The organism is Streptomyces solicavernae (genome assembly GCF_029968095.1).
GTDB lineage: Bacteria > Actinomycetota > Actinomycetes > Streptomycetales > Streptomycetaceae > Streptomyces > Streptomyces solicavernae.
The window spans coordinates 104,118-130,462 of the sequence record NZ_JASCIR010000015.1 but is presented as its reverse complement, the minus strand read 5'-3'; the positions used below and the strand labels follow the sequence as shown (position 1 = coordinate 130,462).

Annotated in this window: 26 protein-coding genes and 1 tRNA gene; 13 read left to right on the top strand and 14 right to left on the bottom strand. The window is 70.2% G+C overall.

The window, feature by feature from the left end; all coding sequences use genetic code 11:
• Positions 1 to 120 precede the first annotated feature (120 nt).
• Positions 121 to 1,452, bottom strand: a complete 1,332-nt coding sequence (locus tag QIS99_RS18970) for an MDR family MFS transporter (protein WP_282514721.1) — start codon at positions 1,450 to 1,452, stop codon at positions 121 to 123.
• 94 nt (positions 1,453 to 1,546) lie between these two features.
• On the opposite strand from QIS99_RS18970, the gene QIS99_RS18965 reads away from it, so the two are divergent.
• Positions 1,547 to 2,308 carry a phosphoglyceromutase gene (locus tag QIS99_RS18965; RefSeq protein WP_282514720.1) on the top strand — a complete coding sequence of 254 codons (762 nt, stop codon included), beginning with the start codon at positions 1,547 to 1,549 and terminating at the stop codon, positions 2,306 to 2,308.
• A 134-nt stretch (positions 2,309 to 2,442) separates the two neighbouring features.
• Here the strand turns inward: QIS99_RS18965 and QIS99_RS18960 are convergent, their stop codons facing one another.
• Both QIS99_RS18960 and phoU read right to left on the bottom strand, forming a co-directional pair.
• A complete protein-coding gene (locus tag QIS99_RS18960; protein WP_282514719.1) occupies positions 2,443 to 2,649 on the bottom strand; it encodes a hypothetical protein in 207 nt (68 codons plus the stop codon).
• A 377-nt stretch (positions 2,650 to 3,026) separates the two neighbouring features.
• Positions 3,027 to 3,710, bottom strand: a complete 684-nt coding sequence (gene phoU / locus QIS99_RS18955; protein ID WP_282514718.1) for a phosphate signaling complex protein PhoU — start codon at positions 3,708 to 3,710, stop codon at positions 3,027 to 3,029.
• 321 nt (positions 3,711 to 4,031) lie between these two features.
• On the opposite strand from phoU, the gene QIS99_RS18950 reads away from it, so the two are divergent.
• Positions 4,032 to 5,342 (top strand): sensor histidine kinase, encoded by a 1,311-nt coding sequence (locus QIS99_RS18950; RefSeq protein ID WP_282514717.1) that lies wholly within the window; start codon positions 4,032 to 4,034, stop codon positions 5,340 to 5,342.
• Positions 5,339 to 6,019 carry a response regulator transcription factor gene (locus QIS99_RS18945; RefSeq protein ID WP_007382946.1) on the top strand — a complete coding sequence of 227 codons (681 nt, stop codon included), beginning with the start codon at positions 5,339 to 5,341 and terminating at the stop codon, positions 6,017 to 6,019. The genes QIS99_RS18950 and QIS99_RS18945 overlap by 4 nt, the downstream gene beginning before the upstream one ends.
• 103 nt (positions 6,020 to 6,122) lie before the next feature.
• Here QIS99_RS18945 and QIS99_RS18940 read toward each other — a convergent pair whose 3' ends face one another.
• Positions 6,123 to 6,785, bottom strand: a complete 663-nt coding sequence (locus tag QIS99_RS18940) for a DUF461 domain-containing protein (RefSeq protein WP_282514716.1) — start codon at positions 6,783 to 6,785, stop codon at positions 6,123 to 6,125.
• Between the two features lie 687 nt (positions 6,786 to 7,472).
• On the opposite strand from QIS99_RS18940, the gene QIS99_RS18935 reads away from it, so the two are divergent.
• The 7 genes from QIS99_RS18935 to QIS99_RS18905 all read left to right on the top strand — a co-directional run bounded on the left by QIS99_RS18935 (position 7,473) and on the right by QIS99_RS18905 (position 14,351).
• Positions 7,473 to 7,955 (top strand): CarD family transcriptional regulator, encoded by a 483-nt coding sequence (locus tag QIS99_RS18935; RefSeq protein ID WP_003953493.1) that lies wholly within the window; start codon positions 7,473 to 7,475, stop codon positions 7,953 to 7,955.
• A gap of 295 nt (positions 7,956 to 8,250) precedes the next feature.
• Positions 8,251 to 9,084, top strand: a complete 834-nt coding sequence (gene ispD, locus QIS99_RS18930) for a 2-C-methyl-D-erythritol 4-phosphate cytidylyltransferase (protein ID WP_282514715.1) — start codon at positions 8,251 to 8,253, stop codon at positions 9,082 to 9,084.
• Positions 9,074 to 9,577, top strand: a complete 504-nt coding sequence (gene ispF, locus QIS99_RS18925; protein ID WP_282514714.1) for a 2-C-methyl-D-erythritol 2,4-cyclodiphosphate synthase — start codon at positions 9,074 to 9,076, stop codon at positions 9,575 to 9,577. The genes ispD and ispF overlap by 11 nt, the downstream gene beginning before the upstream one ends.
• Positions 9,578 to 9,650: 73 nt before the next feature.
• Entirely contained in the window at positions 9,651 to 10,055 is a 405-nt protein-coding gene (locus QIS99_RS18920) for a PPOX class F420-dependent oxidoreductase (protein ID WP_282514713.1), read from the top strand.
• Positions 10,056 to 10,208: 153 nt separating this feature from the next.
• Positions 10,209 to 11,606 carry a cysteine--tRNA ligase gene (cysS, locus tag QIS99_RS18915; RefSeq protein ID WP_282514712.1) on the top strand — a complete coding sequence of 466 codons (1,398 nt, stop codon included), beginning with the start codon at positions 10,209 to 10,211 and terminating at the stop codon, positions 11,604 to 11,606.
• A 99-nt stretch (positions 11,607 to 11,705) separates the two neighbouring features.
• Positions 11,706 to 12,656: a 23S rRNA (guanosine(2251)-2'-O)-methyltransferase RlmB gene (gene rlmB, locus QIS99_RS18910; protein WP_282514711.1), complete on the top strand. Its 951-nt coding sequence runs from the start codon at positions 11,706 to 11,708 to the stop codon at positions 12,654 to 12,656.
• Between the two features lie 93 nt (positions 12,657 to 12,749).
• Complete coding sequence (locus QIS99_RS18905) at positions 12,750 to 14,351, top strand: DoxX family protein (protein ID WP_282514710.1); 1,602 nt, start codon at positions 12,750 to 12,752, stop codon at positions 14,349 to 14,351.
• Positions 14,352 to 14,488: 137 nt separating this feature from the next.
• Here the strand turns inward: QIS99_RS18905 and QIS99_RS18900 are convergent, their stop codons facing one another.
• The 3 genes from QIS99_RS18900 to QIS99_RS18890 all read right to left on the bottom strand — a co-directional run bounded on the left by QIS99_RS18900 (position 14,489) and on the right by QIS99_RS18890 (position 17,186).
• Entirely contained in the window at positions 14,489 to 15,214 is a 726-nt protein-coding gene (locus tag QIS99_RS18900) for a nucleotidyltransferase family protein (RefSeq protein WP_282514709.1), read from the bottom strand.
• Positions 15,215 to 15,283: 69 nt separating this feature from the next.
• The gene (locus QIS99_RS18895; protein ID WP_282514708.1) at positions 15,284 to 15,691 is read right to left on the bottom strand and encodes a hypothetical protein; all 408 of its coding nucleotides are present in this window, start codon (positions 15,689 to 15,691) and stop codon (positions 15,284 to 15,286) included.
• 358 nt (positions 15,692 to 16,049) lie between these two features.
• On the bottom strand, positions 16,050 to 17,186 hold the full coding sequence (locus tag QIS99_RS18890) for an ABC transporter ATP-binding protein (protein ID WP_282514707.1): 1,137 nt from the start codon (positions 17,184 to 17,186) through the stop codon (positions 16,050 to 16,052).
• Positions 17,187 to 17,611: 425 nt separating this feature from the next.
• Here QIS99_RS18890 and QIS99_RS18885 point away from each other — a divergent pair.
• Positions 17,612 to 17,685 (top strand) — tRNA-Thr (locus QIS99_RS18885).
• 212 nt (positions 17,686 to 17,897) lie between these two features.
• Here the strand turns inward: QIS99_RS18885 and QIS99_RS18880 are convergent.
• From QIS99_RS18880 to QIS99_RS18850, 7 genes are all read right to left on the bottom strand, one after another.
• Positions 17,898 to 18,653: a hypothetical protein gene (locus tag QIS99_RS18880; protein WP_282514706.1), complete on the bottom strand. Its 756-nt coding sequence runs from the start codon at positions 18,651 to 18,653 to the stop codon at positions 17,898 to 17,900.
• Between the two features lie 8 nt (positions 18,654 to 18,661).
• Entirely contained in the window at positions 18,662 to 18,952 is a 291-nt protein-coding gene (locus QIS99_RS18875; RefSeq protein WP_282514705.1) for a hypothetical protein, read from the bottom strand.
• Positions 18,953 to 19,667: 715 nt separating this feature from the next.
• Positions 19,668 to 20,147 carry a hypothetical protein gene (locus tag QIS99_RS18870; protein ID WP_282514704.1) on the bottom strand — a complete coding sequence of 160 codons (480 nt, stop codon included), beginning with the start codon at positions 20,145 to 20,147 and terminating at the stop codon, positions 19,668 to 19,670.
• 3 nt (positions 20,148 to 20,150) lie between these two features.
• Positions 20,151 to 21,266, bottom strand: a complete 1,116-nt coding sequence (locus QIS99_RS18865) for a DUF6973 domain-containing protein (protein ID WP_282514703.1) — start codon at positions 21,264 to 21,266, stop codon at positions 20,151 to 20,153.
• Positions 21,263 to 21,595 carry a hypothetical protein gene (locus tag QIS99_RS18860; RefSeq protein ID WP_282514702.1) on the bottom strand — a complete coding sequence of 111 codons (333 nt, stop codon included), beginning with the start codon at positions 21,593 to 21,595 and terminating at the stop codon, positions 21,263 to 21,265. The genes QIS99_RS18865 and QIS99_RS18860 overlap by 4 nt, the downstream gene beginning before the upstream one ends.
• A 182-nt stretch (positions 21,596 to 21,777) precedes the next feature.
• On the bottom strand, positions 21,778 to 21,957 hold the full coding sequence (locus QIS99_RS18855) for a hypothetical protein (protein WP_282514701.1): 180 nt from the start codon (positions 21,955 to 21,957) through the stop codon (positions 21,778 to 21,780).
• 323 nt (positions 21,958 to 22,280) lie between these two features.
• On the bottom strand, positions 22,281 to 23,345 hold the full coding sequence (locus QIS99_RS18850) for a DUF2599 domain-containing protein (RefSeq protein ID WP_282514700.1): 1,065 nt from the start codon (positions 23,343 to 23,345) through the stop codon (positions 22,281 to 22,283).
• Positions 23,346 to 24,184: 839 nt separating this feature from the next.
• On the opposite strand from QIS99_RS18850, the gene QIS99_RS32350 reads away from it, so the two are divergent.
• Complete coding sequence (locus QIS99_RS32350) at positions 24,185 to 24,652, top strand: hypothetical protein (RefSeq protein WP_408909586.1); 468 nt, start codon at positions 24,185 to 24,187, stop codon at positions 24,650 to 24,652.
• Positions 24,653 to 24,969: 317 nt separating this feature from the next.
• A complete protein-coding gene (locus QIS99_RS18840) occupies positions 24,970 to 26,133 on the top strand; it encodes a DUF5954 family protein (protein WP_282514699.1) in 1,164 nt (387 codons plus the stop codon).
• Positions 26,134 to 26,345: the final 212 nt, after the last annotated feature.

The window sequence follows — 26,345 nt, the reverse complement described above, 5'->3', positions numbered from 1 at the left end:
GATCTGCCCGTCACGTCGGGTACGGCCCCGAAGGCGCCGCCCGTCGCGCACAAAGCAGTGCGGTGATCGTCGGAGTGCCTGCTGATCGGCCAGGCTCGGCGGCCCTGCCGAACTGACCGGTCAGATCCTCCCCTTCACGGCACCCGGATTCGCGGGGGCCTGTGGCCCGGTCTCCGCGGGTTCCTGCACCGGATTCGTGGGGTCGGACGGTCGCAGCGGACTCGGAACAGGTTCCGCCTTCGGGTCCTCCGCCGGCAGCCCCCGCATCAGCACCCCGTACCCCACCGCCGCCACCGTGCCGACCACGGCGCAGCCCGCCCACAGCCACTCGGCGCCGTACCGGTCGATGACATGGCCGCCGAGCAGTGGCGCGGCAAGCGCGGCCACGGCCCAGGACAGGGTGTACATGCCCTGGTAGCGGCCGCGGCCGTGCACGGGGGAGAGGCGGACGACGAGGCCCGTCTGCGTCGGGGCGTTGACGATCTCGGCGAGGGTCCACACGCACACCGTCAGGGCGTACACCCCGAGCGACCCTGCGAAGGCGGTCAGGCCGAAGCCGTACCCCGCGAGCAGCGACGAGATCACCAGGAGGCGGCGCGGATCGCGGTGCTCGATGAAGCGCGTCACCGGGATCTGGAGGGCCACGATCAGGACGCCGTTGACGGCGATCGCGACGCCGAAGTCCGAGCTGGAGAAGCCGTCCGCGCCCATCGCCACGGGCAGCGACACGTACGCCTGCTGGAAGATCAGCGCGATCAGGAAGGACAGGCCGACCACGCCCATGAAGCGGCCGTTGCGCACGACGGTGCCGAGGCCGACGCGCTTGTCGTCCGCCCCCGGGTCCCCCGTGCTCTCCACCGGCCGGGACTCGGGCAGCTTCAGGAAGACCAGGATCGCGCAGGCCAGGGTGAGGGCGGCCTCGCCGAGGAACCCGGCGAGGTAGCTGTACTCGGCGATGAAGCCCGCCGCCATCGAGCTGAGCGCGAACCCCATGTTGATCGCCCAGTAGTTGAGCGCGAAGGCCCGCACGCGGTCCTCGGGGCGCACGATGTCCGCCATCATCGCCTGCACCGCGGGCCGCGAGGCGTTGGACGCCATCCCGACGAGGAGCGCCACCGCGGCGATCGCCACCGGGTCCTGCATGAAGCCGAGCAGCGCCACCGAGAGCGCGGTCGACACATGCGCGACGAGCAGCGTCGGCCGCCGCCCGATCCGGTCCGTCAGGACGCCCGCCACGATCGACGAGACGACCCCGCCGAGCCCGTGCAGAGCGGCGACGAGACCCGCGTACGAGGCGGAGTAGCCGCGCTCCAGGGTCAGATAGAGCGCCATGAACGTGGCGACGAAGGCGCCCAGCCGGTTCACCAGCGTGCTCGTCCACAGCCACCAGAACTCGCGCGGCAGGCCGGAGACGCTCTCCCTGACGGCCTTACGGAGTGAAGCGACAGACAAGGCGAGCCCCCGGCGCGTAAGTGGTGATTGCGGCTAGCGCAGATTACGCAGGGCCCCGGCGGCGCGCCATCTGTTTTCCATTAGGCTCGGACACATGGCCGACGCACCGTACAAGCTGATCCTCCTCCGCCACGGCGAGAGCGAGTGGAACGCGAAGAACCTGTTCACCGGCTGGGTGGACGTCAATCTCAACGAGAAGGGCGAGAAGGAGGCGGTCCGCGGCGGTGAGCTGCTCAAGGACGCCGGCCTGCTGCCCGACGTGGTCCACACGTCGCTCCAGAAGCGCGCGATCCGCACGGCGCAGCTCGCGCTGGAGTCCGCGGACCGCCACTGGATCCCGGTCCACCGCTCCTGGCGCCTGAACGAGCGTCACTACGGCGCCCTGCAGGGCAAGGACAAGGCGCAGACCCTCGCGGAGTTCGGCGAGGAGCAGTTCATGCTGTGGCGCCGCTCGTACGACACCCCGCCGCCGCCGCTCGACCGCGACGCCGAGTACTCCCAGTTCGAGGACCCGCGCTACGCCGCGCTCCCGCCGGAGCTGCGCCCGCAGACGGAGTGCCTGAAGGACGTCGTCGTACGCATGCTCCCGTACTGGTTCGACGGCATCGTCCCGGACCTGCTCGACGGCCACACGGTCCTGGTCGCGGCCCACGGGAACTCGCTGCGCGCCCTGGTCAAGCACCTGGACGGCATCTCGGACGAGGACATCGCGGGCCTCAACATCCCGACGGGCATCCCGCTCTCGTACGAGCTGGACGCCGACTTCAAGCCGGTCAACCCGGGCGGCACCTACCTCGACCCGGAGGCGGCCGCGGCGGCGATCGAGGCGGTCAAGAATCAGGGCAAGAAGAAGTAGCCCGAGCGGTCTTCAGGCCCCCTTGCCCACGGTCGCCGTGGGCAAGGGGGCCTTGCTCATGCGGCCTGCCCGGACGCCCTCACGAACCGGTCCGCCCTCACGAACCCGTGATGCCCTCACGAACCGGTCCGGCCTCACGAACCCGTGATGCCCTGCGTGATCTCGCCGATCACGTCCAGGATGCTCCGGCCGAACGCCGTGGGGGCGATCAGGATTCCGAAGACCAGCACGATGGCCACGGTCAGCTTCTCGTCCTTGCGGCTCCTGGCCTCGGTGCGACGGCGCAGCCGCAGAACGATGACGACGGCAAGCAGGACCGCGACGTTGATCGTCAGCTCCACCCGGCCGACCCTCCCCTTCACCCAAGGTTGTCCCGACCACTCCTGTGTAGCCGGAGCAGGCTGGAACAGCAGGTGAGTTGCGGGTCGTTGGCGGCAATCCGACGGCGCGCGGCCGGATCGCGGTGGGTGGGGAGCCAGGGGCGCAGGCGGCAAGGAGGCGGCAAGGAGGCGGGAAGGAGGCGGGAAGGAGGCGGGAAGGAGGCGGGAAGGAGGCGGGAAGGAGGCGGGACGGGACAGAAACGGCAGGGGGGCCCGCCCCGAAAGGCAGGCCCCCTGAACCGTAAAGCGCTGAACTATCAAGCGCTGAACCGCGAAGCGCTAACCGTAAAGCGCCAACCGTAAAGCGCCAACCGTAAAGCGCCAACCGCGAAGACCTGTTAGGCCCCCGCCACCTCCGGCCCCGTAGGCGGCTGGAGCTCGTCCGCGTGTTCGCCCGTGACCAGGTAGACCACGCGCTTCGCGACCGACACCGCGTGGTCGGCGAAGCGCTCGTAGTAGCGGCCGAGAAGGGTGACGTCGACCGCCGTCTCGATGCCGTGCTTCCAGCGGTCGTCCATCAGGTGCTGGAACAGCGTGCGGTGCAGCTGGTCCATCTCGTCGTCGTCCTGCTCCAGCTGCAGGGCCAGGTCGATGTCCTTCGTGACGATGACCTCCGCCGCCTTCGCCATCAGGCGCTGCGCGAGCTGGCCCATCTCCAGGATCGTGGCGTGCAGGTCGTGCGGGACGACCAGCTCCGGGAAGCGCAGCCGGGCCAGCTTCGCGACGTGCTGGGCCAGGTCGCCGGAGCGCTCCAGGTCGGCGCTCATCCGCAGCGAGGTCACCACGATCCGCAGATCCGTCGCGACGGGCTGCTGGCGGGCGAGGAGGGCTATCGCCCGCGCCTCCAGGTCGTGCTGCAGGTCGTCGACCTTCTGGTCCGCCGCGATGACGCTCTCGGCGAGCTTCAGGTCCGCGTCGAGCATGGCCGTCGTGGCGCGCCCGATCGCAGACCCGACAAGGCGGGCCATCTCGACCAGGCCTTCGCCGATCGAGTCAAGTTCCTCGTGGTACGCGTCCCGCATGGAGTTCCCTCTCTGAGTACGTGCCGCCAGGGCCAGCCCCTGAATACGATGCCGGGGCTCTGACCCCACGCTCCCACGGTGCGGCCGGAACGCGACGGGGACCGGCACCCCGTATGAATCGGCCCTGTCTCCAAGGTGAACTCTGGGCGACGCGAATGGTGCCCCACTTGTCCCGTACGCCCCACTGCCCCACCTGTGCCGATCCGGCCGCGCCACCCAAATGAACCAGCCCCGTATCGCCGGTGAACTCTCGGCGACGAGTGTTCGAGATGACACCTCGACCGGTGTGGCCGGGCCCCGGCCCGTGCATAACCTGAAGACATGGACGTGAACGCGGCGGTCGCCGCAGCGGCAGCGATCGCCGGGGTGTGCACCGGCGTGATCGCCATGCTGGCGTTCCGCTGGAGCGAGCGCGACCAGAAACGCCCCACCCGCACCTCCCTGCACACCGACGCCGTCCTCCCGCCCGGCGTGGACACGGTCCTGTCCGTGCTGCGCTCCTCCGCGGTGGTGCTCGACGAGGCCGACGCCGTCGTCAAGGCCAGCTCCGCCGCGTACGCCCTCGGGCTCGTACGCGGCGGGAAGCTCGCCGTCGAGCCGATGCTGCAGATGGCCCGCGACACCCGCCGCGACGGCGAGATACGCCAGGTCGAGCTGGACCTGCCGCGCCGCGGCACCGGACGCGGCGATGCCCTCGCGGTCTCCGCCCGCGTCGCCCCGCTCGGCTCCCGGCTCGTGCTGCTGCTCGTCGAGGACCTCACCGAAGCCCGCCGCATCGAGGCGGTACGGCGCGACTTCGTCGCCAACGTGAGCCATGAGCTGAAGACCCCCGTCGGCGCCCTGAGCCTGCTCTCCGAGGCGGTCATGGACGCGGCCGACGACCCGGAGGCCGTGGAGCGGTTCGCCGGCCGCATGCAGACGGAGGCCACCCGCCTGACCAACCTGGTCCAGGAACTCATCGACCTCTCGCGCGTGCAGAACGACGACCCGCTTGAGGACGCCGAGCCGGTCCGCGTCGACGAACTCGTCACCGAGGCCATCGACCGCTGCCGCCACCAGGCCGGTACGAAGCAGATCACCATGGCCGCGGGAGGCACCGCCGACCTGCACCTCTGGGGCAACCGCGGCCAGCTCGCCGCCGCGCTCGGCAACCTCGTCGAGAACGCCGTCAACTACAGTCCGGCCCGCACGCGCGTGGGCATTGCCGCGCGCCGCGTGAACGCCCCCGGCGGCGACCTCATCGAGATCGCCGTGACCGACCAGGGCATCGGCATCTCCGACAAGGACAAGGAGCGCATCTTCGAGCGCTTCTACCGCGTCGACCCGGCCCGCTCCCGGGCGACCGGCGGCACCGGCCTCGGCCTCGCCATCGTCAAGCACGTGGCCGCCTCGCACGGCGGGGAGGTCACCGTGTGGAGCTCGGAGGGACAGGGCTCCACCTTCACCCTGCGGCTGCCGGAGGCGGGCTCGGCCCGCGACCGCGGCCCACAGTCCACCGCGGAACGCGACGACCTCGACGGTGAGGACCCCGACGCACCCCCGCACGCCGAGAACGACACCCACACCGCTCAGCACCACCGTGACTCTCGCGAGACCCGCGAGCCGATCCCTGCCCCGGAGGTCCTTCCGTGACCCGAGTGCTCGTCGTCGAGGACGAGGAATCCTTCAGCGACGCTCTTTCGTACATGCTCCGCAAGGAGGGCTTCGAAGTCGCCATCGCGGCCACCGGCCCCGACGGGCTCGACGAGTTCGAGCGCAACGGCGCCGACCTGGTCCTGCTCGACCTGATGCTGCCCGGCCTGCCCGGCACCGAGGTCTGCCGCCAGCTGCGCGGCCGCTCCAACGTCCCCGTGATCATGGTGACGGCCAAGGACAGCGAGATCGACAAGGTCGTCGGTCTCGAAATAGGAGCCGATGACTACGTCACCAAGCCCTTCTCGTCCCGCGAGCTGGTCGCCCGTATCCGCGCCGTCCTGCGCCGCCGCGGCGAGCCCGAGGAGGTCACCCCGGCGGCCCTGGAGGCGGGCCCGGTCCGGATGGACGTGGACCGCCACGTCGTCACGGTCTCCGGCTCCAAGGTCGACCTGCCGCTCAAGGAGTTCGACCTTCTGGAGATGCTGCTGCGCAACGCGGGCCGCGTCCTGACCCGGATGCAGCTCATCGACCGCGTCTGGGGCGCCGACTACGTGGGCGACACCAAGACCCTCGACGTCCACGTGAAGCGCCTGCGCGCCAAGATCGAGCCGGACCCGGGCGCCCCGCGCTACCTGGTGACGGTCCGCGGCCTGGGGTACAAGTTCGAGCCGTAGGCCGCGTATGTACGTGCGTACGTACGAAGGGGCCGCACCGCCGAAGCCTGGCGGTGCGGCCCCTTCCGTATGTGCGTGGCCTGTATGCGGGTGTCAGCGGGTGTCAGTGGCCGGCGGCCTCGTGGTCCGCGGCGCCCTCGGACGCGGTGCCGTTCGGGTTGGGCTCGCCCGAGGCGACACCCTCGGTCGGCTTGCCCGAGGCACCCTGCGACGGGGTCGCGCCGCCGGTCGGCTTGGCGTCCGGGGCCGCCGGGACCTCGCTCGGGCCCCACTTCTTGAAGTAGCTGGTCGCCGGTACGACGAACGGGTTGATCTTGACGTCGCCGGTCTCGCTGAAGGAGAACGTGACCGGGTGGGCGTCGCCGTCCTGGACGGCCTCGCTGCCGCTTGGCAGGGAGGCGCTGGCGTTGCCCGCGCCGCCGATCACCAGGGAGCCGCCGGCCGGGATGGTGAGCTTGCCGCCCTTGGCGGGCTTGAGCTGGGCCGCCGCGTCCAGGCCCGCAACCTTGATGGACTCCAGGGTCTGGGCCTCGGTGCCCTCGTTGAACACCGTCGCGGCGACCACCGCGGGACCCGTGGACTTCACGTCGGGCTGGGTGATCACCAGCGCGTTCTGGATCTTGATGTCGCCGACCGAGGTCGCGGCGTGGTCCGGCTTCACACCGAGCGTCTGGGCGTTGGTGCCCGCAGCGCACCCGGCGAGGGTGGCGATGGAGAACCCGAGGGCGGTGGCGGCGATGGTGCCGCGTCGAAGGCTGCGGCTCACGGCGGCGGCAACTCCTTGAACGTGGGCGGAACGGTCGGCCGTTGTGGCCGTCCGTAGCGGTCTGACAGCGCGCTCAGGGTACCGAGCCCCTGTCGGAGCGCCGCACCCGACCCGCCCCTTCGTCGCCCGGCCGGTCCGCCCGGCCCCGGTCCGCCCGACTCCGTGGGGCACTGACTCCGTGCCGAGCCGAGCCGTGCCGAGCCGTGCCGAGCCGTGCCGAGCCGAGCCGTGCCGACCCGTGCCGTGATGTGGCCGAATCACTGTGGTCCGGGATTCACATATCCATCGTGTCGACCGCTCCGTGTATTTCAGGTAAGGAATGCGAGACACCCACAGGAATTGATCTTCACGCTTCATGTGATCAATTCCGGATTCCCGCCACGGTCGTTCACACTTGTCTCGAACGGCTCTCATGGCACCGAACGGAGTAGCGGAACCAGCTCTCTTTGACGTGTGCAAACCGGGACGTTCGACCTCCCGAGAGGGGTCGCGGGCATCTGTGGCAGCGGTGTTTCAGGTTCCCCGGACAGCCGCTCCGACCTGCGAATACCCGGCTCCGGAAAGCCCGCGCAGCACGTTCCTGGCACCGTTGTCAAGCCCCGAGATGCGCCCTGACCTGCGAAAACGCCATTCAGAAGAGGCAGTTCTCGTGTTAGGATGGATAGCCACGGAAGGGGTACCTGTCACATGACGTTCAAGGTTGGCGACACCGTGGTCTATCCCCATCACGGGGCCGCGCTGATCGAGGCCATCGAAACTCGCCAGATCAAAGGCGTGGACAAGACCTACTTGGTGCTGAAGGTCGCTCAGGGCGATCTGACGGTTCGTGTGCCAGCGGACAATGCGGAGTTCGTCGGCGTACGCGACGTTGTCGGTCAGGACGGGCTCGACCGGGTCTTCGAGGTGCTGCGCGCGCCGTACGCCGAGGAGCCCACGAACTGGTCCAGGCGCTACAAGGCAAATCTGGAGAAGCTCGCCTCCGGCGATGTCATCAAGGTCGCTGAAGTGGTGCGTGACCTGTGGCGTCGTGAGCGGGAGCGCGGACTGTCCGCCGGTGAGAAGCGCATGCTCGCCAAGGCGCGGCAGATCCTGGTGAGCGAGCTCGCCCTCGCGGAGAACACCAACGAAGACAAGGCCGAGGCTCTGCTCGACGAAGTCCTCGCGTCCTGACGCAGTACTGGTAACACCATGCCGCAGTGCCCGCTGACCAGCCCTGACTGACCACCAGACAGGCTGCGTCGCCGGGCACTGCGGCATGTTCGGACCCGCAAAGCTGCCCAGTGCAAGCTGCCAGTACAAGCTGTCCGTACTGGTACTGGCGTGAACTGGCGCCCAGCCTCGACCGGATGTCACGGAAAGGGTCACGGTCAAGAGCTGCGCGCCTGGCCCTCGACCTGTCGGCCGGGGGCGTTCGCTGAGGCCATACCCACGTCGCCCGAGGACACAAACCCTGAACGCGGACCAGATGTCAGACGAATCCCAGTCATCCCTGAACTCCCCGAGCTCGCCGAACTCCCCGAGTTCCCTGGACTCCCCGAACTCCCCGAACTCCCCGAACGAGCCCAGGCCCGCCCGTACCGCCGCCGTGATCCCCGCGGCCGGCCGGGGCGTGCGGCTCGGACCGGGCGCCCCCAAGGCGCTCCGCACCCTGGGCGGCACGCCCATGCTGATCCACGCCGTCCGGGCGATGGCCGCGTCCCGCGCCGTCTCCCTGGTCGTCGTGGTCGCGCCCCCGGACGGCGCCGCCGAGGTCAAGTCGCTGCTCGCCGACCACTCGCTGCCGGAGAGGACCGACTTCCTCGTCGTGCCCGGCGGCGGCACCCGGCAGGAGTCCGTCCGCGCCGGCATCGACGCGCTGCCGCCGGACGTCACCACCGTGCTCGTGCACGACGCGGCCCGCCCGCTCGTGCCGGTCGACACGGTGGACGCCGTCGTGGAGACCGTCGCCGCCGGAGCCCCCGCGGTCGTCCCCGCCCTGCCGCTCGCCGACACCGTCAAGGAGGTCGAGCCGGCCGCCGAGCGCGGCGCCCCCGAACCCGTCGTCGCCACGCCCGTACGGGCCAGGCTCCGCGCCGTGCAGACGCCGCAGGGCTTCGACCGGGACGTGCTCGTACGCGCCCACGAGGCCGTCGACCTGAACGGCGAGGGCGCCACCGACGACGCCGGGATGGTCGAGCAGCTCGGCCTGCCCGTGGTCGTCGTACCCGGACACGAAGAGGCGTTCAAGGTGACCAGGCCGCTCGACCTGGTCCTGGCCGAGGCGGTCCTCGCGCGCAGGAGGAAGAACGATGGCTTCTGATCCGCTGACGAACCTGCCGCTGATCGGCGTCGGCACCGATGTGCACGCCTTCGAGCAGGGCCGCGAACTGTGGTGCGCCGGGCTGCTCTGGGACGAGACGGCCAGCGGCGGCTACGGGCTCGCGGGCCACTCCGACGGCGACGTCGCCGCGCACGCCGCCTGCGACGCGCTGTTCTCCGCCGCAGGCGTCGGCGACCTCGGAGCGCACTTCGGCACCTCGCGCCCCGAGTGGGCCGGCGCCTCCGGCGTCAGCCTGCTCACCGAGGCCGCGCGCATCGTGCGGGCCGCCGGGTTCGCGATCGGCAACGTCTCCGTGCAGGTCATCGGCGTACGGCCGAAGGTCGGCAAGCGGCGGGACGAGGCGTGCAAGGTGCTGTCCGAGGCGGTCGGGGCGCCGGTGTCGGTGTCCGGGACGACCACGGACGGGCTCGGCCTGACCGGGCGCGGCGAGGGACTCGCGGCGATCGCCACGGCGCTCGTCGTCCGCGTCTGAGCACCTTCCGCTCGGTACGGTGCCTGCGCGGGGTGGGCTCCCCGCCCCGCGCAAGCCCGCACCTGGAGGTCAGATGTCCGCTCAGCTCTCCGACGCCCTCAAGACCCTGCTCGACACCCCCGTGTTCATCACCGTCGGCACGATCCAGCCCGACGGCAGTCCGCAGCTCTCCCCGGTCTGGGTGAAGCGGGACGGGGACGACGTGCTGTTCTCGACCACCGTCGACCGCCGCAAGCAGCAGAACCTGCGGCGCGATCCGCGGGTCAGCATCGTCGTGCAGCCCGTCGACGCCCCGTACTCGTACGCGGAGATCCGCGGCAGCGCCGCCATGACCACCGAGGGCGGGCAGGAGCTCATCGACGAGCTGTCCCTGAAGTACACCGGCAAGCCCTACGCCGAGTTCAACCCGCGCTCCGCCGAGGACGCCGAGCGGGTCGTCGTCCGGGTCACCCCGCGGAAGGTCGTCGGCCGGATCTGACCGTCGAGGGTCGTGCCGCGTCACGTAGACGGTCGTGCCACGTCACGTAGACGGTCGTGCCGCGTCACGTCGAGCGTCGTCCCGCGTCACAAAGTGGTCCCGCGCCCCCGCAAGGGTCGCGGGGCACTCCTTCCGGCCCACTACCCTTGATGCGTGACTATTCGCCTGTACGACACCAGCGCCCGGCAGATTCGCGATTTCACCCCGCTCACGCCGGGCTGTGTCTCGATCTACCTGTGTGGCGCCACCGTGCAGGCCGCCCCGCACATCGGGCACATCAGGTCGGGGCTGAACTTCGACATCATGCGCCGGTGGTTCGCGTACCGCGGCTATGACGTGACGTTCATCCGCAACGTCACGGACATCGACGACAAGATCATCAAGAAGGCCGCCGAGCAGGGCAGGCCCTGGTGGTCGATCGGGTACGAGAACGAGCGCGCCTTCAACGACGGCTACGCCGCACTCGGCTGCCTCCCGCCCACCTACGAGCCGCGCGCCACCGGGCACGTGACCGAGATGGTCGAGATGATGCGCGGCCTGATCGAGCGCGGCCACGCCTACGAGGCGGACGGCAACGTCTACTTCGATGTGCGGTCGTACGAGAACTATCTGGAGCTGTCCAACCAGGACCTGGACGATCTGCGGCAGCCCTCCGGCGAGGGCGAGACCGGCAAGCGGGACCCGCGGGACTTCGCCATGTGGAAGGCGGCGAAGCCGGGGGAGCCGAGCTGGGAGACGCCGTGGGGCCGGGGCCGTCCGGGCTGGCACCTGGAGTGCTCGGCGATGGCCCACAAGTACCTGGGCGCCGCCTTCGACATCCACGGCGGCGGGCTCGACCTGATCTTCCCGCACCACGAGAACGAGATCGCGCAGGCCAAGGCGTACGGAGACGAGTTCGCGCGCTACTGGGTGCACAACGCCTGGGTGACCATGGCCGGGGACAAGATGTCGAAGTCCCTCGGCAACTCGGTGCTCGTCAGCGAGATGGTCAAGCAGTGGCGGCCCATCGTCCTGCGCTACTACCTCGGCACCCCGCACTACCGCTCGATGATCGAGTACAGCGAGGAGGCGCTGCGCGAGGCCGAGTCGGCGTTCGCGCGGATCGAGGGGTTCGTGCAGCGGGTCGTGGAAAAGGCCGGGCCGGTGGAGCCCGCGCCGGAGGTGCCGCCCGCGTTCGCCGAGGCCATGGACGACGACCTCGGGGTGCCGCAGGCCCTCGCGATCGTCCACACGGCCGTCCGGCAGGGCAACTCGGCGCTCGCCGCGGACGACAAGGAGGCCGCCGTCGAGCGCGTCGCCGAGGTACGCGCGATGCTCGGCGTGCTCGGCCTCGACCCGCTCGACGAGCACTGGGCCGGCGAGGCGGACCGCAGTGACGATCTGCACGGTGTCGTGGATTCCCTCGTACGCCTGGTGCTCGAACAGCGCGAGTCGGCGCGGGCCCGCAAGGACTGGGCGACCGCCGACGCCATCCGGGACCAGCTCGGGCAGTCCGGTCTGGTCATCGAGGACAGCCCCGACGGACCGCGCTGGAGCCTCGGCCCCCGCTGAGCCCGCCGGGCCCGCCCGGGACTGGCCGCCCGGTCCGCCGGGCGGCACACTCACTTATACGTACGTACGCACGCGAGAGCTTCAGGAAACAGGTAGGTCATGGCCGGGAACAGCCAGCGCAGGAACCGCCGCACCAGCAACAAGAAGGGTGCGACGGTCGGCAGCGGTGGCCAGCGGCGCCGCGGCCTTGAGGGCAAGGGCCCGACCCCGCCCGCCGAGATGCGCAAGAAGCACAAGAAGAACCGCATCGCCAACGCCAAGGCCAAGCAGGCAGCCCGGCGGCCCGTCGCGCGCCGCGGCGGCAAGGGCACGTCCGAGCTGGTCGTCGGCCGCAACCCGGTCGTGGAGGCGCTGCGCGAGGGCGTGCCCGCGTCCACGCTGTACGTCCTGCAGTACATCGACAACGACGAGCGGGTCCGCGAGGCGCTGCAGCTCGTCGCCGAGCGCGGCGGCATCAACCTGATGGAGGCGCCGCGCGCCGAGCTCGACCGCATGACCAACGGCCTCAACCACCAGGGCCTCGTCCTGCAGGTCCCGCCGTACGAGTACGCGCACCCCGAGGACCTGGCGCACGCCGCGTTCGACGACGGCGAGGACCCGCTGATCGTCGCCCTCGACGGCGTGACCGACCCGCGCAACCTCGGCGCCGTCGTCCGTTCCGTCTCCGCGTTCGGCGGGCACGGCGTGGTCGTGCCGGAGCGGCGCGCGGCCGGTATGACCGCCGGGGCGTGGAAGACCTCGGCGGGCACCGCGGCGCGTACGCCGGTGGCGCGCGCGACCAACCTGACGCGCGCCCTGGAGGCGTACAAGAAGGACGGGCTCGTCGTCGTGGGTCTCGCCGCCGACGGTGAGCACGAGGTCGGTGAACTGGAGGCGCTGGACGGCCCGGTGGTGATCGTGGTCGGCAGCGAGGGCAAGGGCCTGTCCCGACTCGTGGGCGAGACCTGCGACTTCAGGGTGAAGATCCCGATGCCGGGCGGCGCCGAGTCGCTGAACGCCGGTGTCGCCGCCGGTGTGGTGCTCTACGAGGCGGCGCGGCGCAGGAGTTGATCCGCCGAGCGGGGTGCGGGGGCCGGGCCTTGACGGGGCCCGGACAGATCGGGGCGGTCAAGGCAGTGTCCTAAGCACACATCACTCGGTTAGATGAGTGTGGACACCAGAACACCCCGCACACCCGCAGGGGGAGGCCCGTCGGGATTCGACGACGGACCCGCGCTGAGCATGGTGAAGGTGCCGTGCGACCCGGCGCAGGTCATCGTCAATCACGCGAGCTTCCGCGTGCAGCTCCCCACGGCTCAGCAGACCCAGTCCCCGCGTATCGCACGGCAGTTGGCGCTCGCCGGGCTCGCCACGGGCGTACCCGCCGGAGCGGGCGCCGCAGCCGCGCGCCGGCGCGCCCCCGTCGTATGGAGCGGGAAGTCCGTGCCCGGCGACCCGGGCGCCGGCGGCCTGCTGCAGGCGGTGCGCACCACCGGCGTGCAGCACGACGCCTCCCTTGTCGGCACTGACGGCACTGCCGGTACTGCCGGAGCTGCCGATCCCGCCGGCGCCGCCACGCAGGTCATCCCGCGCGTCACCGAGGCCGCCCCGCCGCCGCACGTCATCGGCCCGCGCGAGCCCGACGACAGCGACACCCGGATCCTGCCCCGCGTGCAGTCCTCGGGCAGCGTGTACGACGAAGAGGCCGAAGCGGCTTACGCGTACGAGGAGTTGGCGCGCAAGGAGTCGGCGTACGAGGAGGCCGGGGAGCGGTCGCCGCGCAGGCACGGCAACGACTCCGTGCGCCACGCGTACTACCCGGGGCGGCGGTTGAACCTCGGTGTGGTGCTGCTTCCGCTGCGCATCTTCCTCGGCTTCATCTCCATCTACGCGGGCATGGGCAAGCTCTGCGACCCCGTCTACTTCGACGGCGGCGAGCGCGGCTCCATGGTCAAGTGGCTGAATTCGCTGCACCCTTGGGAGCTCGCCGAGCCGATGCGGGACTGGGCGCTCGCGCACCCGGTCGGCGCGGGGCTCGTCATCGCGTTCCTGCAGGTCATCGTCGGCGTGCTGACCGTGCTCGGGCTCTGGCAGCGGGCGGCGGCGGTGGTCGGCGGGCTGCTCTCGGCCGCGCTGCTCGTCACGGTCAGCTGGAAGTCGGTGCCGGTGTACGACGCGCCGGACATCATCTACCTCGCCGCGTGGAGCCCGCTGATCATCGCGGGTGCGCCGGTGTACTCCGTGGACGGCTGGCTCGCCGGCGAGGCCTGGCGGCGGCTCGGGCCGCGCGCGGAGCTGTGGGAGCTGCGCCGCCGGGTGCTGCGGCGCGGGTTCCTGGTCGGCACCGTGATCGTCGGACTCACGCTGCTCGTCGGCTCGTTGCTCGGCGGCGCGGTGCGGGACGCGGACCGGGTGACCGCCCCCGGGCCCGGTGAGGCGCCGCGCAACGAGCAGCCGGGGTCGCCGCTGCCGACCGAGCCGAAGGAGCGGCGCACCGAGCGGCAGACGCCGTCCGCGTCGACCGGCGCTCCGACGCAGGGCAACACGTCGACGCCGCCGTCGGCGCCCGCGTCCACGCCCGGTACGGCCGGCGAGTCCGGCTCGGCCGACAGCCGGCCGAGCGAGACCGCCGGCACGGGTCAGCAGCCGCCGCCCCAGGAGTCGGCCCCGCCGTCCACGAGCAGCGGGCCCACGTCCAGCGGGGGTACGGGGAGCGGCGGCTCGGGGAGTGAGGAGCCGGGGCTGGTCGGGGGATTGCTCGGCTAGCCGCCGCAGACGGTACGGGCCGGGCCTGGCGCTCAGGGATGTGCGCGGGGTCCGGCCTGTGCTTGCGCGGGGTCCGGCCCGTGCTCGCGCGGGGTCCGGCCCGTACTTTCGTGGGCGTCAACCCTCTCGCCTTGCCCTCAACCCCTCTGTGCGGCCAGCTCCTTCGCCGCCTCCGTGAGGTCCTTCGCCGTGTCGATGGCGCGCCAGTACGCGCCCTGCGGCAGCGGATAGCCGGCCAGTCGGCGCCGGCGGGCGAGGCGGGGGAACGTGGTGCGTTCGTGGTCGCCGCGGTCGGGGAGGAGTGCGGCGAACTCGGGGGAGAAGACGTACACGCCCGCGTTGATCTCGTACGGGACGGGCGGGGACTCGATGAAGTCCGTGATGTGGCCGAAGCCGTCGGTCTCGACGGCGCCCCAGGGGAGCCGGGGCCGGGCCAGGGCGAGGGTGGCGATGGCGTCCCGGCCGGTGTGGAAGGCGGCCATCTCGCGCAGCGGGAAGCGGGTCCAGATGTCGCCGTTCGTCGCGTACCAGCTGCCGTCCGGGTGCGGCAGGCGCGCGGCCGCGTACTTCAGTCCGCCGCCGCGGCCCAGCGGCTCCTCCTCGACCACCGTCGTGACCCGCAGGGGCAGTTCGGCCTTCGCCAGCCACTCCTGGAGGACGCCCGCGAGGTGCCCGCAGGAGATGACGGCGTCGGTGACGCCTTCGGCGGCGAGCCAGGAAAGCTGATGGCCGATGATCGGGACCCCGGTTCCGGGGATCTCGACCATCGGCTTCGGTCGGTCGTCGGTGTACGGGCGCAACCGGGAGCCTTGGCCTCCGGCGAGGATCACGGCCTGTACGGGGGAGGAGTGCGGGTCGGTCATGACCGCACCCTAGGGCCTGTCCGGAGGTGTCTTCCGTGGCCGGACCCCAGGGTGACTTCCGCGGCCGGGTCAGACCGACTGGGCCACGCCCGTCGCGAAGGCGGTGTCGCAGACCGGGCGGGCGTAGGACTGGGCGCGGCTGGGGCCGTACTGGCGGACCGCGGCGCGGCCGAGGGCGCGGGCGATCCAGGCGCAGTGCTTGGCGAGGGACGGGCGGGCGTCGACCTCCTGCTGGAGTGTGGTGAGGGCGACTCCCGGGTTCTTCTCCTGCAGTTCGAGCAGGAGCCGGTCGCGCAGGGCTTCCCGCGGGGCGCGGGTCTTGGCGGGCGTCGAGACGTCCTCGGACGACGCGGCGAGCACCGACTGCGAGCCACCCGACCAGTTGACCCGGGTGACCGCGAGCGTCCCGGACAGGACGAGGACGACGGGGAGGACAAGAGCGAGGGTTCGGCCGATTCGGCGGGCGCTTTGGTTCACGCGTGTGAGCGTAGCGGTCAGTGATGATTTGGAGACATTTGGTCACCGGAACGGGCGACGGTTCGAGGGAATATTTCGAATAGCGTGTTGACGTACGAGATCCGAAATGGGCGTTGTGGCGGGGTATTTGTCGACTCGGTGGCCGCTGGTCCCGTGCGGGTGCGGCTGTTCCAGCGCGGGTGCGGGTGCGGGTGCGGGTGCGGCTGCGGCTGTTCCCGTGCGGGCGCGACGGTGGCCCCGCACCGAAGTGCCCCGGTGGCCCCGCACCGAAGTGCGGGGCCACCGGGGCGAGTTGGGGTCTGCGGGGCGAGTTGGGGTCTGCGGGTCTGCGGGTCTGCGCCCCGAAGGCTGACGGGACTCAGTCGCTGAGGCGTTCCCCGCTGGACGTGGCGAAGACGTGGGTCTCGCCGGGACGGGGCACGACGTGCAGCTGGGAGCCCTTCTCCGGGACGGCGCGGCCGCTGACGCGGACCACGAGGTCCTTGGGCTCGCCGCCGATGTCGGCGGTGCCGTAGACGTAGCCGTCGGCGCCGAGTTCCTCGACGACGTTCACCGTGATGGCGAGGCCGGCGGGGGCGCCCTCGGAGTCCTTGGACAGCGACTTGGCGGTGGTGCCGTTCTGCTCCACCACGTCGAAGTGCTCGGGGCGGACGCCGACGGTGACGGTGCGGTCGCCCTTGTCGGCGGCGGCGGTGAGGGCCTCGCGGTTCACCGGGACCACGGAGTTGCCGAACTTCACGCCGCCGTCGGTGATCGGGACCTCGACGAGGTTCATGGCGGGGGACCCGATGAACCCGGCGACGAAGAGGTTGGCCGGACGGTCGTACATGTTGCGCGGCGAGTCCACCTGCTGCAGCAGCCCGTCCTTCAGCACGGCCACGCGATCGCCCATCGTCATGGCCTCGACCTGGTCGTGCGTGACGTACACCGTGGTGATGCCGAGGCGGCGCTGGAGCGAGGCGATCTGCGTACGGGTCGAGACGCGCAGCTTGGCGTCGAGGTTGGACAGCGGCTCGTCCATGAGGAAGACCTGCGGCTCACGGACGATCGCGCGGCCCATCGCGACGCGCTGGCGCTGACCGCCGGAGAGCGCCTTGGGCTTGCGGCCCAGGTACTCGGTGAGGTCGAGGATCTTCGCCGCGTCCTCGACCTTCTGCCGGATCTCCGCCTTCGGGACGCCCGCGATCTTGAGCGCGAAGCCCATGTTGTCGGCGACCGTCATGTGCGGGTAGAGCGCGTAGTTCTGGAACACCATGGCGATGTCCCGGTCCTTGGGCGGCAGGTGCGTGACGTCGCGGTCGCCGATGCGGATCGCACCGCCGTTGACGTCCTCAAGCCCCGCGAGCATGCGCAGGGAGGTCGACTTTCCGCAGCCGGAGGGACCGACGAGGACGAGGAACTCGCCGTCCTCGATCTCGATCTCCAGTCCGTCCACCGCGGGCTTGTCGCCGCCCGGGTAGATGCGTGTCGCCTTGTCGAACGTGACAGAAGCCATGGCTGTGAAGCCCCCTTCACCGGCAGGAACGTGCCGGACGATCCGAGTAAAGGTGGTGGCTGCGCCGCATCGTTGCGGTGCAGTGGTGATGCATCGGTCATGCACCGTCATGCGTTGATGACGCATAGGTCATACATCGGCATGCATAGGTCATACATCGGCATGCATAGGTCATACATCGGTCATGCATCGGTCATGCAGGGTGTTGCAGTGGTGTAGACCGGCCGGGGCCGGACTGGCTGCGACAGTACCCGGCGGACCGGCCGGTGTCAGCAGGTCGTACGTACGGGAACTCGCGCACCTCGGACGCCTTGCCACGGACGACCGGCAGGCGCCGGACCCGGGGCGGGATTGTCCGTGGCCCGGGGGCACGGCGCCTGTGTAAAGTGTGGAAACCGCCGCACCACCTGTTCGACCGCGGCTGCGCCTCCTTAGCTCAGATGGCCAGAGCAACGCACTTGTAATGCGTAGGTCGTCGGTTCGAATCCGACAGGGGGCTCACTTGAACCCCAGGTTGAAACAGCTTCTGACCTGGGGTTTCTTCTTGCCGTGACGTCCCGGGAACCACCATGGACGCTCATGGAGGGCCGTCGTGAGGGCATGTTTGGTCGATGTTTGGCCGCGATGGCAGTGATCAGGCTCGCTTCCACGTCCTGAGCTCGGGTTTCTTCCAGCGGCCTGATGCGATGTCAGACCGCTGGGGGCTCCCGTTCAGTCTGCGAGGAGCTTCCCGGCCGTGGCCGGGTCCATCAGGTTCGACCACGCCTGCTCGGCGGGGAGCAGGTCCCGGTCGGGGAGGCGTGATTCGGGGAACCAGCCTCCGCGCTCGCAGCCGGGGACGATGTCAAGGACGATGCGGACGAGATCGCCGGGGACGGAGCCGGTGATCCGTACCGCGACGTACGCCTCGTGTTCCTCCTGTGCGCGGATCTGGACGCCCAGGGTGAAGGTGTCGTATGCGACGGTGTGCTCTGCGCCGTCGATGAGTGAGGCGCGGGCGAGCCCGGGGATGACGCTCTCAAGGCGGCGGACGAACCGGGCGCCTTCCTCCAGCCGGTAGCGCAAGTGGTCGTCCCGGTCCGGCAGCAGGTTGCCGACGTACGTCTGGGTGGTCAGCGGGCGAGAGTGCTGCGCGTTGTAGGCGCTGCGGGACGCCTTCGCGTCATGGGCCAGGGCCGCATAGAAATCGTCGGCCGACCCGTCTTCGCGCGTACCCGCCGCAACCAGCCATGGACAGGGCTCGGACCTCCAGACCGCGCCCCGCCAACGCTGCACCTTGACCTTGAACAAAACCTGGTCGTCGACGGCACGGATCCGCTCGTGCTGCCTGCCCGCATCGCCGGCGAACTGCTCCTGCGCCTTGTTCAGTACGGGATGGTCGATCTCATCGAGCGGTGTGGTGACGGGCGGCACTGGTAAGCGCAGATCCTCTTTCAGGCAGCGCAGCGTGGGACGGGTGTGGTCCACGGAGCGTGCTACCTCTCCTCGTCGATGCCGCCGAGCCGGTCGATGTCTTCGGCGGAGATCCCTGTCAGCAGCGCGACGCGCGCCTTCGTGGTGCCGTCCAGGACTCGCATCGAATCGGCCATACCCTGCCGGATCTCCTCGCGCCGGTGCTCCACGTACATGCGCACCGCGTCCGCTACCAGTTCTTTCTTCGTCACCCCCAGGAAGTGCGCCCCCTGAGTGATCAACTGGTCCGTGTCGAGATCCACCTTCAGTGGGGCCGAAGTCCGAGTCTTCGCACCCGCCGTCTGCGCTGTCATGCCTGAACCACCTCCGGTATCTCAGGGTACTCCGATACCCATTGCCGTGGGGAAGCTCTTTGTCTGTAGCGGCCGCACGCCCTGCCCGCACCCACTGCTGCCGAGCCCTGGAAGGGAGCAGGGAAGGGATGTGTGCCTGAACGGCACTGAGCAGGCCCGGAGTTCGCCGTCGGCCGCGTCACCTGCGACACCGAGAAGCGGCCCCTTTCGCGGGCGCGACAGCCCTCGCCCAGACCGAACTGTTCGGCCCGCGTTCGGCCAGAGGGCCTTCGTTTGGCCGCCGTTTGGCCGGACCGCCCGAGAGCGGTCTTCACGGTGCGGGATGCGACGGGACAGGAAGGGACGGGATAAGAGCAGGTCAGGCGCACGGATCCGACACTGAGGCGGGAAAACCGCAGGTAGAGCCTTGATCAAGGATCTTGATGCTTGATCGCTTGTAATGCGTAGGTCCGTTCGAATCCGACAGGGGGCTCCGGTCAACCCCAGGTCAGGGCGTGTCTGACCTGGGGTTTTCTGTCGCTCGGGGTGCGATGTGCTGTACGGCCGGGACGCTGGGGGACGGCTTGCGTGAGCGATGCGTGAGGGAGTAGCGGGGGGGCGCCTCCGGGATTGCGGAGTGCCTCGGTGGTCTGGATCAAGCACCTCGCGCGAGCCGCTCCTTGATCCAGGCCAATACGCCCCAGGCCCGGCAGACGCTAACCTTTCGTGTGCGGGCTTACGCCGACCCAGCGCCGGCGCGTGCAGCCGGCTTCAGCGTCACGATGTTCGCGTCCGGACCACCGGACACCTGGACCCCGTGTGGCCAACTCGGCCCGCCCTTCGGAACGTTCGCGTCGAGTTGCACGGCGCGCACCGCCTCGCCGTTCTCGGTGAACACCCAGAGCGAAGGGCCTGAGTACGACGTCGCGGAGACCGACCACTCGATCGGGTCCCCGACCGCGTCGGAGATGTCACCGCTGTCGGTCCCGTACGCGAAGACTTGCACTCGGTCCCAGTCGAACCCGGTCATGCCGGACAGTGGCACTGCCTCCGGTGTCCGTACCGCCTCGTCCAGCTTCGCTTGGAGGGCTTTGTCCGTAGTACTGGGCAGCGGCGTCTCTCTGATGAGCAGATACCAGGCGCCACCCAGCCCCAAGGCAAGTACCGGCACTGTGACCAGCCACGCCTTGCGGACGCCCTGCATGCCCGCCCCCATGCCCTAACTCCCCGGACCCGGGTCGCCCGGGTCTCTGCCCTCGTCGCGGGCGCCCGGCACCTTGTTGGTGTGCCCGTGCTCCCCGATCTCCACCTTGTCGCTGGCCACGAGGTTCCCGTCGCGGTCCATCACCACGGTCGTTCCGAGCTGCACCGCCGACTGGATCTTCGCAGCCAACTGGGCCGGTGTGTCGTTGGGGTTGTTCATGGCTATGCGGCGCCCGACCTCGTTGTTGTAGAGGTCCATGGCCTCCCGGTCCTTCGGATTTCCCGGCAGGCGCTCGTGAGCGGTTCCGTACTGCTCGGCCCACTCGGGGCCGAACCGCTTGGTCATCAGCGCGTTCCAGTACGCGTGTCTGAAGGCGTCCATATGGCCGTCGTTGTTGTCCTCGGGGAAACGTGCCTGGCACTCGGCCCAGGCACGCTCCTTGATGTCCTTGAAGTCGCTCTTGTCGGTGAGGCTCAGGTCGCTGAGCAGGTTCGCCTCCCCCTGCGTGATCTGCTCACCGAAGTAGTCCGTCACTCCACGTGGGTCGTCGGTGACTTGGTATTCGCGGAGGATTTCCTTGGGGCTCTTGCGGCGCCCCATGTGGACGACGTCGTTGAACGCGTCCCGGCGCGTGCCACCGTCGTCCTTGAGGTCCCAGGCGATCCGTTCGTCGGCCTTGTCGCCCATCCGCAGCGCGTCCTGAATCTGGGTGTGCGCCTCGGTCAGGTTGTCCCGGAGGGGGCCGCTGCGGGAGTCGGGGTCGTGGATCAACGCCGGCGGCAGGTCGAGGCTTCCGTCCGGCGCGACCTCGGCGCCGTTCTCGCGGGCCTTCTTCAGGCCGGCGCGAAGGTGCTGCTGTGCGGTGCGGATGTCGGCCACGGCCATCTCAAGGGCCAGCCGAATGGCGTCGGCCTCTTCCTGCGCGAACTCCAGCTGGGTGAGTTCCGCTACCCAGTTGCTGCGAGCCGCCTCGTACGCGGGGCCCGACCAGCCGCTCTTCTCAAGGACTTCCTTGACCTCGGTCCGATAGCGAGTGGCCAGGCCCTTGAGCTTCCGAACCTGTTCCTCCCAGGCTTCCGCCGCCTTGAGCACCAGGTCGGCGTCGGCCCCTTCCAGTTGGGCGACCGTCATCCCCACGGGTTGTCACCACCCTGCATGCCGGACGTGTTGACCGCTTCCGCCGCCAGGTAGTTCTGGCTGTTGTACTGCAGGTTCCCGCCGGTGCGTCCGATCCTCTCGGCGAGGGCGTTGTTCTGGTCGTCCCACAGCCGCGCGGTGCTCTTCAGCTGCTCCTCGCTCTGCCAGCCGTCCACGCCCCCTGCCGCTCGACGCGTCGCGGTGCAAGTCGGCTCCGCCGCGGCCAGCAGGGCCTGCCGGATTTCGAGCGCATCGCCTCCGGCCTTCTTGATCGCGCCGGGATCGGCGGCATAACCCCGCTCGCCGTCACGCAACTCAGCCATACAGTTCCCCCTCAAGACGTATGTGCTCTGCATCCTTGCAGCAAGAGGGGACGCATGGGGCGCCCCGAAGGGTTCCAACCGCAGGTCAGATGCCCTTTGAACCGGAGCTTTCTGATATTGGGCGATCGGGGCGTGCAGCCGAGGTGGTGTGGATGGCTTGGGTGATCCGAGGAGGCCGGGAACTACTTCTTGGCCTTCTCGCGCTTGCTGTTCTTGCCCTTCCCGCGCCGATTTGCCTTGGACTTCTTGGCGGCCTTCGCTAGCTTGCGGGCCGCCTTCTCTTCCTCGGCCCTGCGCTGGAGGGGGATCAGCTTGGCGGTGGCCTCGGCGGCGTTCTTGCCTACGTGGGGCGGTTCCGGCACCAGTGCGGGACCTCAGCGGCGCAGGAACCTGCTCTGAGCCCGATTCCTGTCAGCGCGCCGTCCAGCAGGCGAGTCGGACCCGGCGGTCTGGCCAGGATGAGTGGTGTCAGCAGGCTGGTCCTCCAGGAGGATTGATTGCCGAACGCGTTCCTGGAGCTCTTGAACGCAGGGCCCACAGGCGTACATGGGCGCTTCGGCTCCGGCGACGCAGTCACGATCTTGCAGGCCCTTGTAATGCGTAGGTCGTCGGTTCGAATCCGACAGGGGGCTCCGTGAAACCCCAGGTCAGATGGGTTCTGGCCTGGGGTTTCTGTTGCTGTTCGTCAGGCGCGGGGCGGGTTGCACTCGTGCCAGACCGTCCAGAGGTAGGAGCCGTCCTGGCGCCAGTCCTCCAGGTGCCAGACAGGGTTGCCCTGGGCGAACTGGTGGTGGCATGCGAACTGGTCGTACAGGCCGCCGCGGTTGTGGGGGATGAGGTGCCCGTACTCAACGAGCACTTCTGCCCAGGCGCCGACCGTGCCCGTGTTGGGGCGGATCAGCTGGTTGTGGCGGAACCAGTCGGCCGTCCACACGTAGAAGGACGGTCCGTCTCCGCGTACCTCCCAGCGTGCCGAGAGAATCGCGCCGGCGCTCGCCTGGGCATCCGTCACCACGGGGTGCGCGGCCGTGTCGTGCCGGACGGTCTGCACCACGCTGTGCCCCTCGATGCGGTACGAGGCGGGCACGGCCTTTCCGTCGGCGTCTCTGGCCGTCGGGGCGTCGATGCCGCCCACCGGATTTCCGCGTGCGTCCAGGACGGCGACACTGCCGTCCTCGCCTTGGCTGAGCCGGCCTCCCTCCGGTACGTCCACGGGGTAGGTGAGCTCGGTGGGGGCCGCCGCGTCCTTCAGTACGGCCTGCACCCGGGCGCTGCGCTGCAGCGGCTGCACGGCGAGGTCGGTGTGAGGCAGCGCGTCGGGGTAGGCGACCGTGCCGTCCTTCGTCGGCTGAGCGGGGCGTTGCGCCGCGCCCTTCGGCAGGCCCAGCGTCAACGGGGTGCGGTCGACTGTGCCTGTGCGTGTGCCTGTGCCTGCGCCCGTGTCCGTGTCCGTGTCCGTGTCGGTTCGGGCCAGCGTCAGGGTGTCGCGGCTGGTGTCGGGCAGGTCGATGCGCAGACGGTGGCCGTCGGCCACCAGACCCTGCCCGGGCCGAGCTCGGGCGCGGGCGGGGTCCTGCCCGGTGTCCGGGAAAGCCTCGTCGATCCGCTCGGCGATGCGCACCGCCTCCGCCGTCGCGCCGTCCATGCTGCCGGTCGGTGTACCGGCAGCCTGCGCCGGTGCCACCAGGCCCGAGCCGAGCAGCACCGCCGCTCCCGCAGCCGAACCCAGAAGTCTTCTCACTACTGCCACTTGCCTGTCTCCTCTCGGCGGAAGGCGCCCGGGAGCGTCCCCTGCGAGACATGCGAGCGCCGTGGGAATCCGCTCACCGCACACCGCACACCGCACACGGTGTACGGGCCGGTGGCGGTAGAGGCGGGGCGACCGGGCGGAGTGCGACGCTCCGCCTCGGCAGGCAGGCAGAGATGCGTGCGCGCAGCATCGCGAGCGGATGTGCGCACGTTGATCCCCCTCCCCCGTACGGCCGTGGCGCCGGTCAGCCACGCACCGTGCAGACCATGGAAGCGGGCGCTCTCGGTGAGCGCCCAGGGGGTATTGCGCCACTTCGGTTGTGACCGCCCTGTATGTGCCGGGTAGCGGCGGGGTGACCTTGGTGGCGTCGGCCGGTGAAGTCCCAGCTCCCGATGAGGTCCCAGCTCCCGGTGGCGCCCCTCCCCTCGCGGTGGCGTCCCTCCCCTCGTGGTGGTGCCCCGCCCGTCTTCGCCGGATCTTCACCGGGTGAGGTTTCGCCCGGGGGGTGTAACGCTCCAATTCCGTGTGCCGCTGAACAGAATGCGGCTTTGAACGCATAGCGGCCGCACTCGGCGCAACCGGGGTCTTCTCCTGTGGGGGGTGGCGGCCCCGGTTGTGCGCGTTTCGCGACTGAGGGGCGTACGGGGTGTGCCCTGCCGTTTCCCCGAGGCCGGGAAGATCACGGAGCGTGTGTAACGCGGGAACCGTGATGCGGCGCAGAGGGGCATGCGGGTGCGCCCCGCAACCGGGCCACGGCGGTCGCCTTCGCCTTCCGGACATCAGCCTCCCTGTGGCTCTTTTCTGTATCCGAGGCGTGAATGCGCCGGATTGGTATCCCCGTGAGTGACACCGAACCCCTGCCCCGGCAGCCGTACAACGGCCCCGACCCGTACGGTCACGCACCCGGCCCGTACGGTCACGCACCCGGCCCCACCCCCGGCCACGGTCCGTACCCCGCCCCTGCCCCCGCCCCGGCTCAAGCCCCGCAGCCGGCCTACCGTCCCGCCCGCCGCGAGCGTCCCCGTGACGGTTCCGGGCAGCGGCGCGCGGCCCTACTCGTCCAGTCGGTCGGCGATGTCGCGGCGGCAATTCTGGGTCTGTGGATCGTGCTGTACCTGCTCGACGCCAATCGTGCGAATCCCTTCGTCGAATTCGTGCAGGGCGCGGCCGAATGGTTCGGCTGGTGGGCGCAGGACATATTCACGATGGACGTCGAAGGGCTTCGCGTTCTCCTCAACTACGGTCTGCCGGCGCTGATTTACCTCGCCCTCGGCCATGGAATCGCCACCTGGCTGCGCCGCCTCTGAGGGAGCGGGAAGCAGGAAGCGGGAAGCAGGAAGCGGGAAGCGGGAAGCAGGCCGGGTCCATCCGATCGCCACCCGGTGGGCCCGGCCACTCCATAAGCTCCGCCTGTGCGGGGCATCGGTTTTTCGTCGTGGCCCCGTCTGCGCGTGACGGGCTTCACTGGGCCGACAGATGGTGCGACAACCGGCCGAGACCTCGCATGCGGTCCCTCCCGTACCTCTCGTACCTCCCGTACCTCCCGTACCTCCCGTACCTCCCGTACCTCCCGTGATCGGTCAATTCGCCCGTGCGGAACGGCGAGTTGATGCACAGTCAGTACATGAGCGGTTACGAAGACAGTGTGCCCGGCTATCTCACCTTCCGGGTCGCGCCGCAGCCAGGACCCATCGCCGCCTTCGCCGACCAGGAGGCGTGGCAGGCGCGGGAGCGGTACCCGGACCTGAAGGGCGTGGGCATCGCCGAGTTCTTCCATGCGCGCGAGTGCGAGACCGGCGGCTGGGAGCTGTCCGAGTACAGCACCGACACCCCCCAGGGCTCCCGGGACTCCCTGGGCTCGCGGTTCCGCCGCCGGGCCAAGGGGGCCGAGGACGCCGGGGACGCGAAGGCGCAGAAGGCGTGGATGGCGGCGGCGCTGCGGATGGACCGTGAGGTCGTCGACGAGATCCGGGTACGGGGCGAGCGCTTCCGGATCGTCCGCGCCTCCCGTTTCATCCGGATGGGCGGCAGCGGACCCGAGCCGCCCCGCCCCTCCGACCCGGACCCGGGCGAGCCCGGCGAGGCGTACCGGGTGACGTCCAGGACCAAGAGGTTGGTCGTCGACCCGTACACCACCACCGGCCTCTCCGACGGCCTCCTGAAGCTGGATCTCGTACGGTTCATCGGCACGCTCCCCGAAGCCGGCGCCGAGGCGCGCGAGGACGCGGTGCGGGCCGCCGAGCGGTACCCCGGAGGTGTGCTGCTGCCCGCCGTGTTCATGGTGTCGGAGCGGGCCGACGGGAAGTGGCGGGCGCTCGACCCGGGCGGGGCGGCGACCACACCCCAGGGCGCCCGGGACAGCCTGGCCGGCTGGCTGCGGGTCATGGGCCCGTTCAGCCTGCGCCTCTCGGAGGAGGAGCGTGCGGTGTACGCGGAGGCGGCGGACCGCCTGGACGAGAAGCGCGGCAACAGCCTGAGCGTGGACGGTAGCCGGTACCGCATCACGCGGGTCGAGCGGCTGGTCCGGGTCGGCCCCGACGGCCCCGAGGGCCCGCGCCCCAGCGACTTCGACCCGGAGCCTCCGGTCGAGGTGCACGCGCAGCAGCTCAAGGAGCAGGGGCTGTGGCAGGACGAGGACGACCCCGACCCCGACCCGCCCGAACTCGACGAGCGGGGACGGGAGTTCCAGGCCCTGTGGGAGCAGGAGGAGAAGCGCCGCCTGGCGGTCAGGGAACGCAGGGAGCAGGAGCGGGAGCAGCAGCGGAGGGGCGTGAGCGGGGAGGGGTGAGGCGGGAACCGGGCCCGAGGGGGCGTGAGCGGCGAGGGCTGAGCCACCTGCACCACGTGCACCACCTGCACCACCTGCACCACGTGCACCGGCACCGGCCTCTGCACCGGCACCGGCCTCTGCACCGGCCTCGGCCTCTGCACCGGCCTCTGCCCCGGTGAGCCCGTTGCAGCAAGCGCATCCCCCGATCGTGGGGGAACAAACGTCCGGCG

Coding starts and splice junctions, on each gene's coding strand:
- QIS99_RS18860 (WP_282514702.1), bottom strand. CDS start 21,595: ATGGCTGAGTTGCGTGACGGCGAGCGGGGTTATGCCGCCGATCCCGGC.
- QIS99_RS18920 (WP_282514713.1), top strand. CDS start 9,651: ATGTCCGCTCAGCTCTCCGACGCCCTCAAGACCCTGCTCGACACCCCC.
- QIS99_RS18965 (WP_282514720.1), top strand. CDS start 1,547: ATGGCCGACGCACCGTACAAGCTGATCCTCCTCCGCCACGGCGAGAGC.
- rlmB (WP_282514711.1), top strand. CDS start 11,706: ATGGCCGGGAACAGCCAGCGCAGGAACCGCCGCACCAGCAACAAGAAG.
- QIS99_RS18865 (WP_282514703.1), bottom strand. CDS start 21,266: ATGACGGTCGCCCAACTGGAAGGGGCCGACGCCGACCTGGTGCTCAAG.
- QIS99_RS18935 (WP_003953493.1), top strand. CDS start 7,473: ATGACGTTCAAGGTTGGCGACACCGTGGTCTATCCCCATCACGGGGCC.
- QIS99_RS18950 (WP_282514717.1), top strand. CDS start 4,032: ATGGACGTGAACGCGGCGGTCGCCGCAGCGGCAGCGATCGCCGGGGTG.
- QIS99_RS18890 (WP_282514707.1), bottom strand. CDS start 17,186: ATGGCTTCTGTCACGTTCGACAAGGCGACACGCATCTACCCGGGCGGC.
- QIS99_RS18900 (WP_282514709.1), bottom strand. CDS start 15,214: ATGACCGACCCGCACTCCTCCCCCGTACAGGCCGTGATCCTCGCCGGA.
- ispF (WP_282514714.1), top strand. CDS start 9,074: ATGGCTTCTGATCCGCTGACGAACCTGCCGCTGATCGGCGTCGGCACC.
- QIS99_RS18905 (WP_282514710.1), top strand. CDS start 12,750: ATGAGTGTGGACACCAGAACACCCCGCACACCCGCAGGGGGAGGCCCG.
- QIS99_RS18875 (WP_282514705.1), bottom strand. CDS start 18,952: ATGACAGCGCAGACGGCGGGTGCGAAGACTCGGACTTCGGCCCCACTG.
- QIS99_RS18840 (WP_282514699.1), top strand. CDS start 24,970: ATGAGCGGTTACGAAGACAGTGTGCCCGGCTATCTCACCTTCCGGGTC.
- phoU (WP_282514718.1), bottom strand. CDS start 3,710: ATGCGGGACGCGTACCACGAGGAACTTGACTCGATCGGCGAAGGCCTG.
- QIS99_RS18870 (WP_282514704.1), bottom strand. CDS start 20,147: ATGGGGGCGGGCATGCAGGGCGTCCGCAAGGCGTGGCTGGTCACAGTG.
- ispD (WP_282514715.1), top strand. CDS start 8,251: ATGTCAGACGAATCCCAGTCATCCCTGAACTCCCCGAGCTCGCCGAAC.